At 60.2% G+C, this 15,983-nt stretch carries 15 protein-coding genes; 5 read left to right on the forward strand and 10 right to left on the reverse strand.

The window, feature by feature from the left end; all coding sequences use genetic code 11:
• Positions 1-46 precede the first annotated feature (46 nt).
• On the forward strand, positions 47-541 hold the full coding sequence (locus LCU97_RS03955) for a GNAT family N-acetyltransferase (protein ID WP_232775621.1): 495 nt from the start codon (positions 47-49) through the stop codon (positions 539-541).
• Positions 542-655: 114 nt separating this feature from the next.
• Here LCU97_RS03955 and LCU97_RS03960 read toward each other — a convergent pair whose 3' ends face one another.
• Complete coding sequence (locus tag LCU97_RS03960) at positions 656-2,395, reverse strand: phosphoethanolamine transferase CptA (protein ID WP_232775622.1); 1,740 nt, start codon at positions 2,393-2,395, stop codon at positions 656-658.
• A gap of 252 nt (positions 2,396-2,647) precedes the next feature.
• Positions 2,648-2,821 carry a DUF6026 family protein gene (locus tag LCU97_RS03965; RefSeq protein ID WP_172679619.1) on the reverse strand — a complete coding sequence of 58 codons (174 nt, stop codon included), beginning with the start codon at positions 2,819-2,821 and terminating at the stop codon, positions 2,648-2,650.
• Positions 2,822-3,094: 273 nt separating this feature from the next.
• Between LCU97_RS03965 and gnd the strand changes: the two genes are divergently transcribed.
• Genes gnd through LCU97_RS03980 form a run of 3 tightly spaced genes read left to right on the forward strand, consistent with a single transcriptional unit; the run spans position 3,095 to position 6,410 of the window.
• Positions 3,095-4,075 (forward strand): phosphogluconate dehydrogenase (NAD(+)-dependent, decarboxylating), encoded by a 981-nt coding sequence (gene gnd / locus LCU97_RS03970; RefSeq protein WP_053151488.1) that lies wholly within the window; start codon positions 3,095-3,097, stop codon positions 4,073-4,075.
• The gene (gene zwf, locus LCU97_RS03975) at positions 4,072-5,592 is read left to right on the forward strand and encodes a glucose-6-phosphate dehydrogenase (protein ID WP_232775623.1); all 1,521 of its coding nucleotides are present in this window, start codon (positions 4,072-4,074) and stop codon (positions 5,590-5,592) included. The genes gnd and zwf overlap by 4 nt, the downstream gene beginning before the upstream one ends.
• Before the next feature lie 41 nt (positions 5,593-5,633).
• Positions 5,634-6,410, forward strand: a complete 777-nt coding sequence (locus LCU97_RS03980; protein WP_269802834.1) for an HAD family hydrolase — start codon at positions 5,634-5,636, stop codon at positions 6,408-6,410.
• Between the two features lie 62 nt (positions 6,411-6,472).
• Here LCU97_RS03980 and nhaB read toward each other — a convergent pair whose 3' ends face one another.
• The 3 genes from nhaB to LCU97_RS03995 form a co-directional block, all read right to left on the reverse strand.
• On the reverse strand, positions 6,473-7,975 hold the full coding sequence (gene nhaB, locus LCU97_RS03985; RefSeq protein ID WP_232775624.1) for a sodium/proton antiporter NhaB: 1,503 nt from the start codon (positions 7,973-7,975) through the stop codon (positions 6,473-6,475).
• Between the two features lie 82 nt (positions 7,976-8,057).
• On the reverse strand, positions 8,058-9,347 hold the full coding sequence (locus tag LCU97_RS03990) for a delta-60 repeat domain-containing protein (RefSeq protein WP_053151498.1): 1,290 nt from the start codon (positions 9,345-9,347) through the stop codon (positions 8,058-8,060).
• A 185-nt stretch (positions 9,348-9,532) separates the two neighbouring features.
• A complete protein-coding gene (locus LCU97_RS03995; RefSeq protein WP_053151501.1) occupies positions 9,533-9,799 on the reverse strand; it encodes a hypothetical protein in 267 nt (88 codons plus the stop codon).
• A gap of 342 nt (positions 9,800-10,141) precedes the next feature.
• Here LCU97_RS03995 and LCU97_RS04000 point away from each other — a divergent pair, with 342 nt between their 5' ends.
• A complete protein-coding gene (locus tag LCU97_RS04000) occupies positions 10,142-11,467 on the forward strand; it encodes a sigma-54 dependent transcriptional regulator (RefSeq protein ID WP_053151502.1) in 1,326 nt (441 codons plus the stop codon).
• Positions 11,468-11,510: 43 nt separating this feature from the next.
• Here LCU97_RS04000 and LCU97_RS04005 read toward each other — a convergent pair whose 3' ends face one another.
• The 5 genes from LCU97_RS04005 to LCU97_RS04025 all read right to left on the reverse strand — a co-directional run bounded on the left by LCU97_RS04005 (position 11,511) and on the right by LCU97_RS04025 (position 15,983).
• Entirely contained in the window at positions 11,511-12,770 is a 1,260-nt protein-coding gene (locus LCU97_RS04005) for a hypothetical protein (RefSeq protein WP_232775625.1), read from the reverse strand.
• A gap of 45 nt (positions 12,771-12,815) precedes the next feature.
• On the reverse strand, positions 12,816-13,562 hold the full coding sequence (locus LCU97_RS04010) for a hypothetical protein (RefSeq protein ID WP_232775626.1): 747 nt from the start codon (positions 13,560-13,562) through the stop codon (positions 12,816-12,818).
• A gap of 58 nt (positions 13,563-13,620) precedes the next feature.
• The gene (locus tag LCU97_RS04015) at positions 13,621-14,301 is read right to left on the reverse strand and encodes a C39 family peptidase (protein ID WP_232775627.1); all 681 of its coding nucleotides are present in this window, start codon (positions 14,299-14,301) and stop codon (positions 13,621-13,623) included.
• Positions 14,302-14,366: 65 nt separating this feature from the next.
• Entirely contained in the window at positions 14,367-15,341 is a 975-nt protein-coding gene (locus LCU97_RS04020) for a heme utilization protein (protein WP_232775628.1), read from the reverse strand.
• A 63-nt stretch (positions 15,342-15,404) separates the two neighbouring features.
• Positions 15,405-15,983, reverse strand: coding sequence for an adhesin (locus LCU97_RS04025; RefSeq protein WP_232775629.1), 579 nt, complete (start codon positions 15,981-15,983; stop codon positions 15,405-15,407).

Raw genomic sequence — 15,983 nt, forward strand, 5'->3', positions numbered from 1 at the left:
GCCGACGGCCCGAAGCGTCGGTATCAGCACAGAGAGATCGACGTTCATGGAAGAAGCCAAGGACATTCTTGTACTGCAAGCCAGCTACACCAATCCGGTCCACGCCGAAGCGATCTGCCATGTGCTCAATGGCTATGCCGAGGATCCGATGGGGATCGGACGGCCGCTGGCGCCCGAAGTGCTGCTGCATCTGCCCGAGGAATTGGCCAAGCGCCCCTATGCCTTCAGCGTGCTGGCTTTCGTCAATGGCGAGCCGGCAGGACTGGTCAATTGTTTCGAAGGTTTCTCGACCTTTGCCTGCCGTCCGCTGGTGAATATTCATGACGTTGCCGTGATGAAAGCCTTTCGCGGGTTGGGCCTGAGCCAGCAGATGTTGCGCAAGGTCGAGGACATTGCGCGCCAGCGAGGTTGCTGCAAGATCACCCTGGAGGTGCTGGAAGGCAATGCCGTGGCACAGGCCAGCTATGCCAGGTTCGGCTTTTCCGCCGGCATGTTCGACCCGGAGCATGGCCGCATGCTGTTCTGGACCAAATCCCTGTAGCCCTGAGGTACTGTGGGAGCGGGCTTGCCCGCGAAGGCTGAGTGTCGAGCGACGCAAATGTCGGCGGTTACGACGTCTTCGCGAGCAAGCCCGCTCCCGCAGCGTTTGTCTGGCCTACTGCTGTACGAGCCGAGGCTGAGGGGCCTTGGGCTGAATCAGGCTGAAGTCGATCAGTGCCTTGTGCTGGCGCTGGTGAGGATTTCCGATCATCAGCGGTCGGGCCATGAACTCATTACTGACCAGGCTCCTGCTACGGTCCAGTTCATCGAAGCTCAAGCCTGCCAGGTCCGCCCAGGTGTGAATCAATTGAGAGCTGCTGTATGGCCGTGACAGTTCGGCAGCGAAGTTCCAGTCATGGGTTTCCCGCCACTTGGGCGAAGCCCAGGCGATGAACGGAATGGTGTACATCGGCGCGGTAGGTTTGCCTTCGTTGCGACCCAGGGTGTCGTTGCCCGGCGAGTCGAACACGTCTTCGCCGTGGTCCGACAGGTACAGCAAAAAGCCGTTGGGGTCGGTTCTGGCATAGTCCTTGATCAGGCTGGATACCACGAAGTCGTTATACAGCACCGCATTGTCGTAGCTGTTATAGGTCGGGACCTGGTCGTCTCGCACACCTGCCGGCACGCCCTGACGGTCCTTGAATTTGTTGAACGTCGGCGGATACCGATACTGATAACTCATGTGGGTACCCAACAGGTGCACCACGATCAGCTTGCGCGGCGCACTGTCGGCCAGGGCCTTGTTGAATGGGGCAATGACATCGCCATCGTACTGCGCGGCGTTCTGGTTGCGGTTGTTGTTCAGGTACACCTGCTCGTCGGCCTGCTGGGAGAAGGTGGTGAGCATGGTGTTGCGCTTGGTCATGGTCTGCTGGTTGGTGATCCAGAACGTCTTGTAGCCCGCCTGTTTCATCATGCTGACCAGTGAAGGCGTGGTCAGGTACAGGTCCGGGTTCTGCTCGTCGGCAAACGTCAGGACCTGTTGCAGCGCTTCGATGGTGTAGGGGCGCGGGGTGATCACGTTATCGAACACCGACAACTGGTCCTTGAGCTTGTCGAGCTCCGGAGTGGTTGCCCGCGGATAGCCATACAGGCTCATGCGCTGGCGGTTGGTGGACTCACCGAGGACCAGCACCAGGGTCGCGGGCTGATTGGCCGTGGCGTCCTTGAGGTTGCGCAGTGGCGGGATCTGACTGGCGCTGTGGAGCATGCCCTGCATGTTGCTCAGTTGTTCGCCGTAACGACGGTAGGCCACCAGCATTTGCCAAGGCACGGCCGGCTCGATTCGATCCTCGAATTTCTCCAGGCCGCCGGCCCAGGTGCCGGTGCGCAGGGTTTGCTTGACCAGCGGATAACCGACCACGGCCACCATGATCACGGCCGCGATTGCCATGGCCTGGCCCTTGGGCAGGTACACCGGGCGCAGACGCGTCCAGAGCAGATAACCGACCGCGGTGTGCGCCAGGAATGCCGGCACCATCCACCAGGCAAAATACTGGGTCAGGTATTCCCCGGCTTCCGCCACGTTCGACTCGAACATGATGAAAATGACGCTCTGGGAGAATTCCTGCTGATAGATGAAGAAGTAACCGAGGCTGGCCATGGAGCAAGCCCACAGCACCACGCCGATCAGAGCGGCGAGCGAGCGGGTCCGGGAGGGGAACAACAGCATGGGTGCCAGCCACACGGCGCTCATGATGAAAGCCTGGCGAAATCCGGTGAAGCCGGAGGTATCGCTTACCAGGATGAGCAGTTGGGTAATGCCCGAAAAATACCAGAAAAACAGAAAAAGCCAGCCTAATCCGGCCCAATCGAAACCTTTCGCAGTCGTTTTGCTGCGTTTTAACAAGCTCATCAGCGCTCCAGCCTCTGTCGAAGAAATCCCGGGTAGCGAAGCCGCCCGCAGGCGCGCGCCGACCAACCCTGGCCAGGAGTATCGCGATAAGGGTGTGAAAACTTTGTGAGTTTTCCTGGATGTGAAGGGCGGGGCTTGTAGCGAGGGGGCTTACAGGGGCGCGTCACCGTGTGTCGCCGGCTGGCCTCCTGCAAAGGTTTCGTGGAAGTGACACCGATTCTGCTCAGCGTCACTTCCGGATTGGGCTGGATCTCAGCGAGCCAGTGCCTGGCGCTGGTGGGGCAGTGAGGCGTGCTGCAGCTGCATGCGTAGCTGGGTCACCTCGTCGAGTAGCAGTTCACGCTCTTCTTTGAGCAAGCGTAATTCATCGCGACGAATGGTCACATAAAGGGTCTGTGGGGGACGTGCGGTAACGACTGGGTCCATTGCTCACCTCGCAAATGGCGTACATCAACTATAGAGATGTCGCCAGTTTTTGGTCGACACCTCTACTATCGGCGCCGATTCTGATTTCTTTTGCTCGTGAATGGAACTTTTTTATTTTTCATGGTCGCCGTGTCTTCGACCGGATTTGAAGCGTTATCCCTTGTGATTGCACGAATTAACCGGAAACTATGCAGCAATGCTCTGGACTAACCTCCTCATAGTCGTGAGCTAAACCTTTGACATACCTTTATTTGTAGTAGGGAGCATCAGTACATGCAACTCGGGATCATTGGACTGGGCCGCATGGGCGGCAACATTGCGCGGCGCCTGATGCTCGATGGGCATACCACCGTCGTCTACGATCGCAATGGCGCGTTCGTCGAAAACCTGGTCCAGGCTGGCGCTACGGGCGTCGCGGATCTGCCGGCCCTGGTGGCTGGTTTGCAAGCGCCGCGAGCGGTCTGGGTCATGCTGCCGGCCGGCGCACCCACCGAAGACACCATCAACGCGCTGAGCGAGCTGCTGGAACCCGGCGACGTGATCATCGACGGCGGCAACACGTATTACAAGGACGACATCCGTCGCGCCCAGGCGCTGTCTGAAAAAGGTCTGGACTACATCGACGTCGGCACTTCGGGAGGCGTCTGGGGCCTGGAGCGCGGCTATTGCATGATGATCGGCGGTAACGCCGATGTGGTCACGCGCCTGGACCCGCTGTTCAACAGCCTGGCGCCAGGCATGGGCGATATTCCGCGCACCCGCGACCGCAAGTCCGACGATGACCGCGCCGAGCGTGGTTACATCCATGCGGGTCCGGCCGGTTCCGGGCATTTCGTGAAAATGATTCACAACGGCATCGAGTACGGCATGATGCAGGCCTTCGCCGAGGGCTTCGACATCCTCAAGACCAAATCCAGCGAAAGCCTGCCACCGGAACAGCGTTTCGACCTGAACCTGGCGGATATCGCCGAAGTCTGGCGACGTGGCAGCGTGGTGTCGTCCTGGTTGCTGGATTTGACGGCCGATGCCCTGGCCAGCGATCCGAAGCTGGACGGCTTTTCCGGTGAAGTGGCCGACAGCGGGGAAGGACGCTGGACCATCGAAGCCGCCATCGAACAAGCGGTGCCGGTACCCGTGCTGTCCAGCTCGCTGTTCGCCCGTTTCCGTTCCCGCCAGCAAAGCACCTACGCTGACAAGATGCTGTCGGCCATGCGCTTCGGGTTCGGCGGCCATGTGGAGACTCCGAAAAAATGACCGCGATCGGCAGGAAATCCAAGGCAGAGCCCGCGCCGCCGACCACGTTGTTTCTGTTCGGTGCCCATGGTGATCTGGTCAAGCGCCTGTTGATGCCGGCGCTTTACCACCTCACTCGCGACGGGCTCCTGGGGGATGGCCTGCAGATCGTCGGCGTTGACCACAACGCGATCAGCGACGTGGACTTCGCCAGAAAACTCGAGGAGTTCATCCGTAACCAAGCGGCGAGCAAAGGGGGCGATGCCGCCCAGGCGCTCGATCCGCAGCTGTGGGCCAGATTGGCCAAGGGCATCGGTTATGTGCAGGGTGACTTCCTCGATGACAGCACGTACGAGGCACTGGCGGCAAAAATCGCCGCCAGTGGCACCGCCAATGCGGTGTTTTATCTGGCCACCGCGCCGCGCTTTTTCAGTGAAGTGGTCCGTCGCCTCGGCGCGGCGGGCCTGCTGCAAGAGCAGGGCGATGCCTTCCGCCGGGTCGTGATCGAAAAACCGTTCGGTTCCGACCTGCAAACCGCCGAAGCGCTCAATGCCTGCCTGCTCAAGGTCATGAGCGAGAAACAGATCTATCGGATCGACCATTACCTGGGCAAGGAAACCGTACAGAACATCCTGGTCAGTCGTTTTTCCAACAGTCTGTTCGAAGCGTTCTGGAACAACCATTACATCGACCACGTGCAGATCACCGCCGCCGAAACCGTCGGCGTGGAAACCCGTGGCAGTTTTTATGAGCACACCGGCGCCTTGCGGGACATGGTGCCCAATCACCTGTTCCAATTGCTGGCCATGGTGGCGATGGAGCCCCCGGCTGCCTTCGGCGCCGACGCGGTGCGCGGCGAAAAGGCCAAGGTGGTTGGGGCGATCCGGCCCTGGACGGTGGAGCAGGCGCGCGCCAATTCGGTACGGGGCCAGTACACCGCCGGTACGATCGGCGGCAATGCCGTGAACGGTTACCGTCAGGAAGCCAATGTGGCCCCCGACAGTGCCACCGAAACCTACGTTGCCCTCAAGGTCATGATCGATAACTGGCGTTGGGTCGGGGTGCCTTTTTACCTGCGTACCGGCAAGCGCATGAGCGTGCGCGACACGGAAATCGTCATCTGCTTCAAACCGGCCCCGTACGCGCAGTTCCGCGACACCGAAGTCGATGAATTGCAACCTACCTACTTGAGAATCCAGATCCAGCCCAATGAAGGCATGTGGTTCGACCTGCTGGCCAAACGGCCGGGACCAGCCCTCGACATGGCGAATATAGAGTTGGGCTTTGCCTACAAGGACTTCTTCGAAATGCAGCCGTCAACGGGGTATGAAACCCTCATCTACGATTGCCTTACCGGTGATCAGACCTTGTTCCAGCGTGCCGACAATATTGAGAATGGCTGGCGCGCGGTGCAACCGTTCCTCGACGCCTGGCGGCAGGACGCAACCGTCCAGCCTTACAAGGCCGGGGAGGATGGACCCGCTGCCGCCGATGAATTGCTGACTCGCGACGGTCGCGTTTGGCATGGCCTGGGGTGAGTGATTTGTTGAAACGGCCCATCCGGTTTTTGCTCAGCGACATGGACGGCACGCTTTTGCTGCCCGATCACAGTCTCAACCAACGCACTATCGAAGCCGTGCGCTCCTTGCGCGAGGCGGGCGTGTTGTTCAGCCTGGCCACCGGCCGACCGCCACGGGCGATGTTGCAGCAGATCGAAGCCCTGGGTGTCGATCTGCCTACCGCCGCCTTCAATGGCGGGACGCTGGTTCACCCGGACGGCAGCTTCCTTGCCGTGCACTACGTGCCACCCGAAGTAGCCCTGACGACGCTGGCGCTTTACGCCGATCAGCCCGGCATCGAGGTGTGGGTGTTTGCCGATGGCCACTGGCTGGTGCGCGATGCCAATGGCCCGATGGTGCCGGTGGAAACCCGTGGCCTGGGCTATCCGCCCGTTGAGGTCGAGAGCTTCGAGCCGTACCTGGAGCGCATCGACAAAATCGTGGCGACCAGCGCCAATACCGATCTGCTGGTTGAACTGGAGGCCCGGTTGCATCCGCTGCTCAAGGGGCAGGCCCAAGTGTCGCGTTCGCAGCCGATCTACCTCGACGTCACGGCGCTGAAGGCGAACAAGGGGGAGGCATTGGCAACCCTGGCGGCGTTTCTGAATGTGCCGCTGGAGCAGACGGCGGCCATGGGCGATGGGGGTAACGACCCGGCGATGTTTCATCGTGCAGGCCTGTCGATTGCCATGGGCCAGGCGGAAGAGGCGATCAAGCGCCAGGCCGACGTCATCACCGCTACCAGTACCGAAGACGGGGCGGCGCTGGCGATCGAACGCTACATCCTTCCCCGTTAGGTACATCTGCTTTTGTGGCGAGGGAGCCTTCCTCGCCACAGATGCCCCATCGGCCAGGTTTTTTACAGCCAGTAAGTCACCGCAAACCACCCCAGGCCACCCATCACGACGGTGTAGGGCAGTGCCATCCAGACCATCCGGCCATAGGACAGGCGAATCAGTGGTGCAATCGATGAAGTCAGCAGGAACAGGAACGCAGCCTGGCCGTTGGGGGTCGCGACGCTGGGCAGGTTGGTGCCGGTATTGATGGCCACCGCCAGGGTCTCGAACTGCTCACGGCTCATGTGACCGGAAACGAAGGCCTGTTTCACCTCGGTGATATAGATGGTGGCCACGAACACGTTGTCACTGATGGCGGACAGCAGGCCGTTGGCGATGAACAGCATCCCTGGCTGCTGGTCGGAGGGCAGGGCCAGCACCCACTGGATCAGCGGCGTGAACAATTGCTGGTCGTGAATGACCGCGACCACCGCGAAGAACACCACCAGCAACGAGGTGAATGGCATGGCATCCTTGAATGCGTTGCCGAGTCGATGTTCGTCGGTGATTCCCGTGAATGCAGTGATCAGTACGATCACCATCAGGCCGATCAGGCCTACTTCGGCGATGTGCAGGGCCAGGGCCACGATCAGGATCAGCGCGGCGATACCCTGCACGATTAACGCGGCGCGTTGGCGTGAGGTGCGCTCGCGATTGTCCTGCTCCGCGTAGTCGGCCAGCACAACGCGCACGTTGTCCGGCAGCAGCGTGCCATAGCCGAACCAGCGCAGTTTCTCCAGAGCCACGCAAGTGACCAGCCCGGCCACCAGCACGGGCAGCGATACGGGGGCGACCTTCAGAAAGAAGTCGACGAAATGCCAACCCATCTCATGGCCGATCAGCAGGTTCTGCGGCTCGCCCACCAAGGTGCACACACCACCCAACGCGGTGCCTACGGCGCCATGCATCAGCAGGCTGCGCAAAAAAGCGCGGAACTGTTCCAGGTCCCCGTGGTGCAGCACAGGCAGGTCATGGTCTTCATCAACGTTGCTGTCCTGGCGCGGGTCGTTGCCTGAAGCCACACGGTGGTATACCGAATAAAAACCGACCGCGGCGCTGATAATGACCGCCGTGACGGTCAGTGCGTCGAGAAATGCCGACAGGAATGCCGACAAGAAGCAGAACATCAAGGCCAGCAGTGCCTTTGAGCGCACGCCCAGGAGCAGGCGGGAGAATAGAAAGAGCAGCAAGTCTTTCATGAAGTAAATCCCGGCCACCATGAACATCAGCAGCAGGATCACCGGAAAGTTGTGGATCAGCTCGTCGTACAGCGCCTTGGGGGTCGTCATGCCCAGGGCCAGGGCTTCGATCAACAGCAGGCCACCGGGCATCAAGGGATAGCATTTGAGCGCCATGGCCAGAGTGAAGATGAACTCCAGCACCAGCATCCACCCGGCCACGACCGGCCCAAGTGTCCACAGCGCCAGGGCATTGAGGATCAGGAACGCGACGATGCACGCCTTGTACCAGCGGGGGGAATGCCCAAGAAAGTTATGCGCGAACGCTCCAGCCATTGAACCGGACATCGGCTGCTCCTTTTATTTAGAAGCGCGCAACTTGCCGTAAGCAATAGGGAATATCAAGCGTAGGAAAAAATACGTTGGCAATTCATGCCCAATACCGTGCCACGACGGCCTTGTAAGTACCGTGGAGTGAATAGCCCCCCAGCAATATCTTCCCGTCTGCCTGGACCGCGAGTGTGGTGGCGGTGTCCAGGCTGTAGCCGAGCCGTGTGCGGGTCCAGCCTCTGCCTTGACCGAAAAACGGGTCGAGGTCGCCCTCCGGCAGATGCCGTGCCAGGACGAAATCCGCTTCGATGCCGCCGATGGTGGCACCGGCGGTTACGAGTTTTCCATCGGATAGAATCTGCGCGGCGGTCCATTGGCTCGCGCTGCGTCCGATCTGAATGAGCCGGCATTGGCCCTGGTTGAAGTCCGGGTCCGGTTTACCGTCCAGACGTACCTTGAGTGACAGGCACTGCATGGGGTCACGGCTGCTGCCGAATGCCTGCAGATCGCCGTTTCCATGCTGGACGATCTGACTGATCATCACGCTGCGTTCCTGCGTGGTGATGGACAGGAAACCGTTGTCACCGAAGCTGTCGTCGAGCTTGCCGCTGGGGTCATAACGGGCCATCAATCCCTGTTGGGGCAGGTCGATGGCGCCTCCCACCAGGATATTGCCGTCGGCCTGAAGCGCGAGACAGCTCAGCCAGGTATTTTTCAGCAACCGCCGGACCATCACGAAACCGCCGCTATTGAAGCTGCTGTCCAGGCTGCCATCCGGCAGCAGGCGGATCAGGATGCCGACATGGTCGGACAACTGAAAATGATGGTTGGCCAACAGCAGGATCCTGCCATCGGCCTGCACCCGCATGTCGCTGGCTTCCAGGCCCGGTACGCCGGGGGGCAGCCACGGGTCGCGCAGGCCCAGGGAAAGACCACCGCAGAGCCGGATGATTTTTTTTCCGATGTTGCCGAATCCAGGGACCGCACGGCCTCGTTGATCCAATAGCGCCAGGGCGGGAAGGGTGCGGTCGGCACTTTCGTAATGAAGGCCTGACAGCAGGATGTGTCCATCGGGTAACTCGATGACCTTGCCCGCCGTCGCTTCATGACCTTGTTCGAACGCGTCAATGACGCAGCCAAGGGTACCAAAACCCTTGTCCGGCGAGCCGTCGTGGTTGAGGCGGGCAAGCCCGAAGCGGCTACCTTGGGCAGTCTCGACCTTGGCGGCCACCAGAATGCGTCCGCTGCGATCGACGGTCATGTCCGTGGCCAGGCTTGAGGTGGTGCCGCCGAACTGAACCGACACCTTGCCGTTATCGGCAAAGCCTGCGTCAAGCTGTCCGGCGTGGGCTACCGGCTTCGGCAGCCCAAGGGCGAAGTGATCGAGCATGCATGCCTCTCCTTGCGCGTCGACCGGCCCGAAGGGGCGATGACTGCATGAGGGCAACATTCAATCCCTGAAAAGGATGACACACAACTGTCAACCTCTACCTATATAGAGGCGAATCGTGCCGGAACAATGACTTTTCGGCCCAGTACCAAGCCTGCGCACAATGACAGGCTTGTTCCGCCGAGTTATTCGGGCATGGACCAGGATTGCAGTGTGTAACCTTCCTGGCTCAGTTCGGCACGGGCCTGTTTCAACAGGTCGGCCAATTGGGCTGGATCGGTATAGGCACTGCTTGGGATCTGAGTGCGGCCAATATGAGTATTGGTGCGGTCGACGACGGTCAGGCTCAGTTCGCCGTTACCGTCTTGTGGAGCCCAGGCCACGCACTGGAAAGGCTTAAATGCGCGGTCGGCAATCAAAAGAGCTTCGTTGATACGGAGCGGGGCGTTCATGGCGTTTTCTCTTAAAAGTGCCCAATCAAATGATGTGCCGTCGGTTGGGCGTACCGTGCGGCGGGTTACTTGTACTGATGTCCCGAACCCCGGGCCAGGTCACACAATCTTTGAATAAATTTCGATTTTCTTTCAGACCCGGTAAAAACGCTTTTGTTTGAAAGCTCTATGAAAGAATTCAAGAGACGGTAACTAACGAAACACTCGCTTATAACCGGTTTAGTGCGATTTCCATAATCAAACGATACAAGCGCGCGTCAACTTCTTGCTACTGTTAGATGCAGGTTCGCCAAACACCTGTTTCTAATCATATTTCCTAACTTTTGGCGCCAAGGATCAGTCATGATCGAAGCCAGTACGTTGCGTCGTCTGCTCGTGGTTGATCCCTGCGATGATTGCCATCGCTTGTTGCCGGGATTACGCAGCATGGGCTGGGAGGTGGACAGTTGTTCCCTCGATCACGCGGGTGACCGTGCCTGCGATGTCGGTCTTCTGCGACTGCAGCCTTATCATCTGGAGCGACCGGAAGCGGTCAAGGAATTGATCAGCCGCAGCGGCGCCGAGTGGATTGCCGTGCTCAACCAGGAAGTGTTGCGCCTGAAGAATGTGGGTGATTTTGTCTGCGAATGGTTTTTTGACTTTCATACCTTGCCGTTCGATGTCTCACGGGTCCAGGTCACGTTGGGGCGAGCCTTTGGCATGGCGCGTTTGCGCGGCCAGGGCTCGATTCATATCGAACAGCCCGAACATGCGTTGCTGGGCGACAGCAAGCCGATTCGCGAGCTGCGCAAGCTGTTGGGCAAACTGGCCCCCACCGACTCACCGGTCCTGATTCGCGGCGAAAGCGGCACGGGCAAGGAACTGGTGGCGCGTACCCTGCATTTACAGTCCCAGCGGCGCAACAAACCCTTCATCGCCATCAACTGCGGCGCGATTGCAGAGCATCTGATTCAGTCTGAATTGTTCGGTCATGAGAAGGGGGCGTTCACGGGAGCTCATCAGCGCAAGATCGGGCGCATCGAGGCGGCTCACGGCGGGACGCTGTTCCTGGATGAAATTGGCGATCTGCCTTTGGAATTGCAGGCCAATCTCCTGCGTTTCCTGCAGGAAAAGCACATTGAGCGGGTCGGTGGCACCCAGCCGATTGCGGTCGATGTGCGGGTACTGGCCGCTACTCATGTGGATCTGGAGGCGGCCATCGAGCGCCGGTTGTTTCGCGAGGATCTGTATTACCGCCTGAACGTGCTGCAAGTGGTGATGGTGCCCTTGCGCGAACGCCCCGGAGACTTGTCGATGCTGGCCAGTCATTTCGCTCATGCCTACAGCCAGGAAACCGGTCGCCGTCCCCGCAGCTTCAGCGAGGACGCGCTGGTGGCGATGGGCATGCACGACTGGCCGGGTAACGTCCGGGAACTGGCCAATCGTGTCCGGCGCGGCCTGGTACTGGCCGAGGGGCGGCAGATCGAAGCCAGGGACCTGGGCCTGACCAGTCATTCGGCGATCGTGGCGCCGATGGGCACCCTCGAAGACTACAAGACCCGCGCCGAGCGCCAGGCATTGAGCGATGTGCTCAACCGGCACAGCGACAACCTGAGCGTCGCAGCCCGTGTGCTGGGCGTGTCGAGGCCGACCTTCTATCGGTTGCTGCATAAGCATCAGATCCGCTAACGCCGGGTTCCCGTGCATTGCCCTGTGGGGGCATACCTCTCGATCAGAAGTAATACGGGAATTTCAGGCTGAAGCTGAAATCCGGTGCATCGTCGGTCAGCCCGATGGACAAGTTGGGCACGATGGTCAGGTTATCGGAGGCGGCTACAGTCATGCCGATGTTGAAGTAGCCGGCATTGGCGTCGCTGGAAACCACGGACTCCCAATCCCCGCCATCCTGCTTGAGCTTGCTTTTCTTCTGGATCAGGTCAGATACCGAGAACGACATGCTCATTTTCTCGTTCAAGGCAAAGGCGATGCCTGCGCCGAGCTGGAAGCTGTCGCCGATCCGCACTTTGCCCGGCACCTTCTGGTTGACCGTGGAACTGATGTCGTCGAACGACTCCTCGAAGTTGTGGGTGTAGGACAAGGTGCCGAACAGAACGGCCGGGTCGAACGTCTTGACCAAAGAGATCCCGGGCGTGATCGACCAGACACCGTTGCCGGTGGGCAGGTCCTCGGGCACGAACAGGTTGGTGTTGGCCTGGGATTGGCGCAGCTTGATGCCGAAGGGGTCCTTGCCGGTGGGCGCCTTGACACGCAGCGTCACCACCGCATCGGGAGTGTCGACGGATTCGTCCATGAACTTGTAGGCGATTCCGAAATTCACGTCGCCGATGGTCGGGTCGCGGGTGACGGTTTCTTCGCTCGTCACCCCGGCAGCGCCCTGGTTGGCGCCGCCGGACTGATAGGTGGATTCGCGGTAGACCACCGGCACGTTCAGGTCGAACTGCCAACGATTGTCGAAGTTATAGCGACCGGTCAGGTCCAGTGTCCAGGTGTCGGCCTTGATCCGGTCCAGGTTGATGTTGCCCAGGAAAATCGAGTCCAGGGCCAGGAAACCGTTGAGGATCAGTTGTCGCGTGTCATAGCGCGAATAGGTCACACCGGTCTCGAAGCTGAACTTGCCGCCACCAAAAAAACCGCTGGCCTCGTCATAAAGATTGGAGACGCTCTGGGCTGGCTGGGAGTCCTCTGCAAGGGATTGCCCGTAGCCGCTGCCACCGGTCGTCTGGTTGCCTTTCATGTCGGCCGGCGACTTGACCAGGCGCTTGGGGGGCGCAGCGACGGGTTGTTCCTCCACCTGGCGTACCCGTTGTTCGAGGATCGCCAGGGCCTTCTGCTGGACCTCGTATCGCTGCCTCAGTTCGAGCAGTTCCTGTTTCAAGGCTTCGATTTGCGCATCCTGTGCCGCCTGCAGCACAGGAGCCGGGAACAATGTGCTCAGACACATGACGGCGCTTAACGATACGGATCGATACATAAGACGGTCCATCCCTTTATGGCCAGGGGACGCAGGCAGCGCCATTCAATAACCCGGGGTGCGAAGACCACGCAGCTGGGTCAGGTTGCAGTCCAGCGCTCCGGCACTCGGGCCGTTGTTGTTCAGCACCACGTTGAGCTGCGTCAGGTTATTGACCAGGTTGCTGTTGCCCAGTAAGCGAGTGTTTTGCAGCAAGCCACCCTGGGCCACTTGCTGCAGGGTACTGCCCTGGTTATGGCTCGCCTGGATAGCCATCCGTACACCGCTGCCGGTGGCCGTGACCGCGACACTGCCGGCCGCATTACTGCCGGTGATGGTCTGGCCCTTGGTCAGTAGTTGACCCTGGGAGGGGGGCAGCGCGGGTGCCTGGCTGCCTTCCTTCACGTTGATGCTGACGTTGTTATAGGCCGTGTTACCGTCGCCGGCGGCCCGTACGCTCTGGGTCACACCCTGGCCGGTGCCGAGGCCCGCGCCGCCGATGACGGTCCCTTTGCCTGGGGCCGGGGCGTCGCCGTTGCCGGTCTGCTTGAGGGTGGAGACATAGAACTCGGGTTTGACGGTGGCGGCCTGGATCTGCATGGAGCTGGTGGCGCCGATCAGGTCGCCGCTGGCGTTGCGCCAGGTACTGCTCATGACAATGCCGAAGCTAATGACTCGCCCGGGCATGACAAAACGACCACGCAGCTCGGCAAGCTCCTGGTCCTTGACTTCGATGGGTTTGAATCCGCCGTGGGCGTAGCCCGAGACCGTCGCGACCAGGCAGGCAAGCGACAGCCAGTATGAAGTTTTCATGTACTGCTCCCGGAGCATCCTGCTCCTTTTTGTACTTATCGTTGGCAGTGGTCGGCGATTAAAAGAAGTCGCTCTGTATGAAGCCGAAATCCATCAGTTCCGCATCCTTGACCGGGTTGAACCCGTCCAGCTGGTTGCGCGCCGTCAACGGTTGCGGAGGGCTGCGCAGCGCATTGGCCTTGTCATAGCCGGGACCGACGATGGCAAAGACGATGCCGTTCCAGCCTTTGACGAAGTCGTCGTGGGCGTAGCGCTTGTGCCCCAGCACCGGATCGCCGATGTAGACCCATTGCCGGTCGGCGCGCTGCAATACCACGAAGTGCTTGTAGCCACGTATCTCCATCAAGACCACCACGGGGATCGTCACGGCTTCCAGCTTTTCCGGTGGTATCCGGTAGCCTCGGGCGCGCATGCCGATGCTTTCCACGTAGCGCTTCATGTCGAGCATGGAAAAACCCTGGGTGCGGACCAGGTCCTGGTCGGCGTTGACCAGCATGCCCTTGATGACGTGCTCCTCATCGACATCGAGCCAATAGGCCTGGCGCAGCACCGTGGCGAGGGCGGCGGCACCGCAACTGAAATCGGTTTTCTGCTCGACGATGTCGCGGAACTTGCGCTCACGCAGGCTCTGTACCGGTTTGTACACCAGCATGCCGCCCGGCAAGGCGGCGACGGGTATCTGCGCAGCTTCGGCCATGAAGGCCATGCACAGCAGCAGGGACAGGACAGTCGCGCGCATGATGGATACGCCTATGGAAATCCTGGAACAGAAGCCCCGTTGCCGGGGCTTCGTTTCATGCGCGACTACATGCAGGCCTTGCAGCCGGCAGCGATGGACAGCGAGTTGCTTTGCTGGTTACCCACGCCTGCCGACACGTTGGCCCCGCCGTTGCCGGAGAAGCCGTTCATGGAATTGCTCATGGTGGCGTTGTTGATCACAGGGGTTTTCCAGCCATCGCGGGTCAGCACTTGCTGAGTGTTGCTGCCGGCCAGTTCGAAAGTACCCACGGCGGAGAATTTGAACTTGTCGTCATCGTGGCCGCCGCCGTAGCCACCCCTGTTGTCCCAACCGCCATGGTCGTCTTCGGCGGTGCCGGTGCCCTTGGCCTTGAAGGTGCCGGAGGCGGAGTAGGTGCTGGTGAGGGTGTCGGTCTTATAGGTGCGCACACCTTTGTTGTCGACCTGCAGGCCGGTGGAGGATTGATCGGCCGAGGCGGACGCTTCTGCGATGCGACCCCCTGATACAGCGATGGCCAGGTTGTTTTTCTGTTGGTTGAAGTTGCCGGCGGTCACGTTGATGCCGATGTTGCCGGAGCCGTTGTTGCCTGCATTGGTGAGCGAGGCGGTGTTATGGGTCGAGTTGTTCTTGACGTAGTTGTTGTTATTGGTTTGCGTGGCGCTGGAGGCGGCGACCGCCGAACCGAAGATGAAGCTTTCGTCGGCGGTGGCCAGGGCGGCGGCATTATCTTGCTGGTTGCCGTCGCCAGCGGCGATGTTGGCGCCCATGTTGCCGTTGCTGCCATTGAGTGAGTCAGTGGCTTGCGCGGTGTTTCGGGTGGCCTGGTTGGTCACCACGTTGCCGTCGCTGTTCTGCTCGTCCATCACCGTAGCCCCAGCTCCGGCGTTGATGGACAGCAGTTGATCCAGCGTCGGCCCTTGAGGACCATGGTGACCATGGCCGTTGCCGTTGCCATTACCGTTTCCGCCGGCCTGTGCGGCCATTGCCATGACAGCGGCGAGAGCGAAAACCATCGGTTTGAGTGCCGTTGCAGGTTTCATGGTGTTTCTCCTTGCTTGTCGTCGGTGAAGTGTCAGTTTTTTGTTTCTTGTTTTTATTCCGGGTCAGTCAGCGACCCGTATGCTCAGGGTGTTCGCCATGCGGTTTCCCACCCCGGCGCTCTGGTTCACCTGGATGACCCCACGGCTGCCGGTGAATGCCTGGTCGCTGGTGACGACCTGGCGGCTTCCGGTTGGGGCGCCAGTTGCTCCTGAGTTCGATGACAACGCCACGTTCTGCTGAGAAAGCGCGCTGTCGTCCATGCCCTGCGGTTGGGCACTGATGCCCACCCGCATGACGTTGGCCATCTGGTTGTTGGCACCGGCGGACTGGTTGACGCCCAGCACCCCGTTGCCGTTGGTGAATGAGTGGCCGCCGATGCGGGCGGTTGCGTTCATGGATGTGTTCGCCGGCGTATCCAACTGTTGATGAACGCGGGTGCTGGCGTGTGCCTCGGTGCCGATGGCAATGGCCCGTACGTTGGTTTGCTGGGTCTGGTCGCCGGCCGCCTGGTTGACATTGAAGTTGCCGGTGTAACGGCTGCCGGAGCCTTGCAGGTTGGCATCGTTGATCACCGCCACGCCCGAGTCGGCGAAAACAGGACAAGAACCGAACAGGGCGAGCAACAACAGGGCAGGTTTCAT

Origin of the sequence: Pseudomonas uvaldensis (assembly GCF_021271205.1) — a bacterium.
Classification (GTDB): domain Bacteria; phylum Pseudomonadota; class Gammaproteobacteria; order Pseudomonadales; family Pseudomonadaceae; genus Aquipseudomonas; species Aquipseudomonas uvaldensis.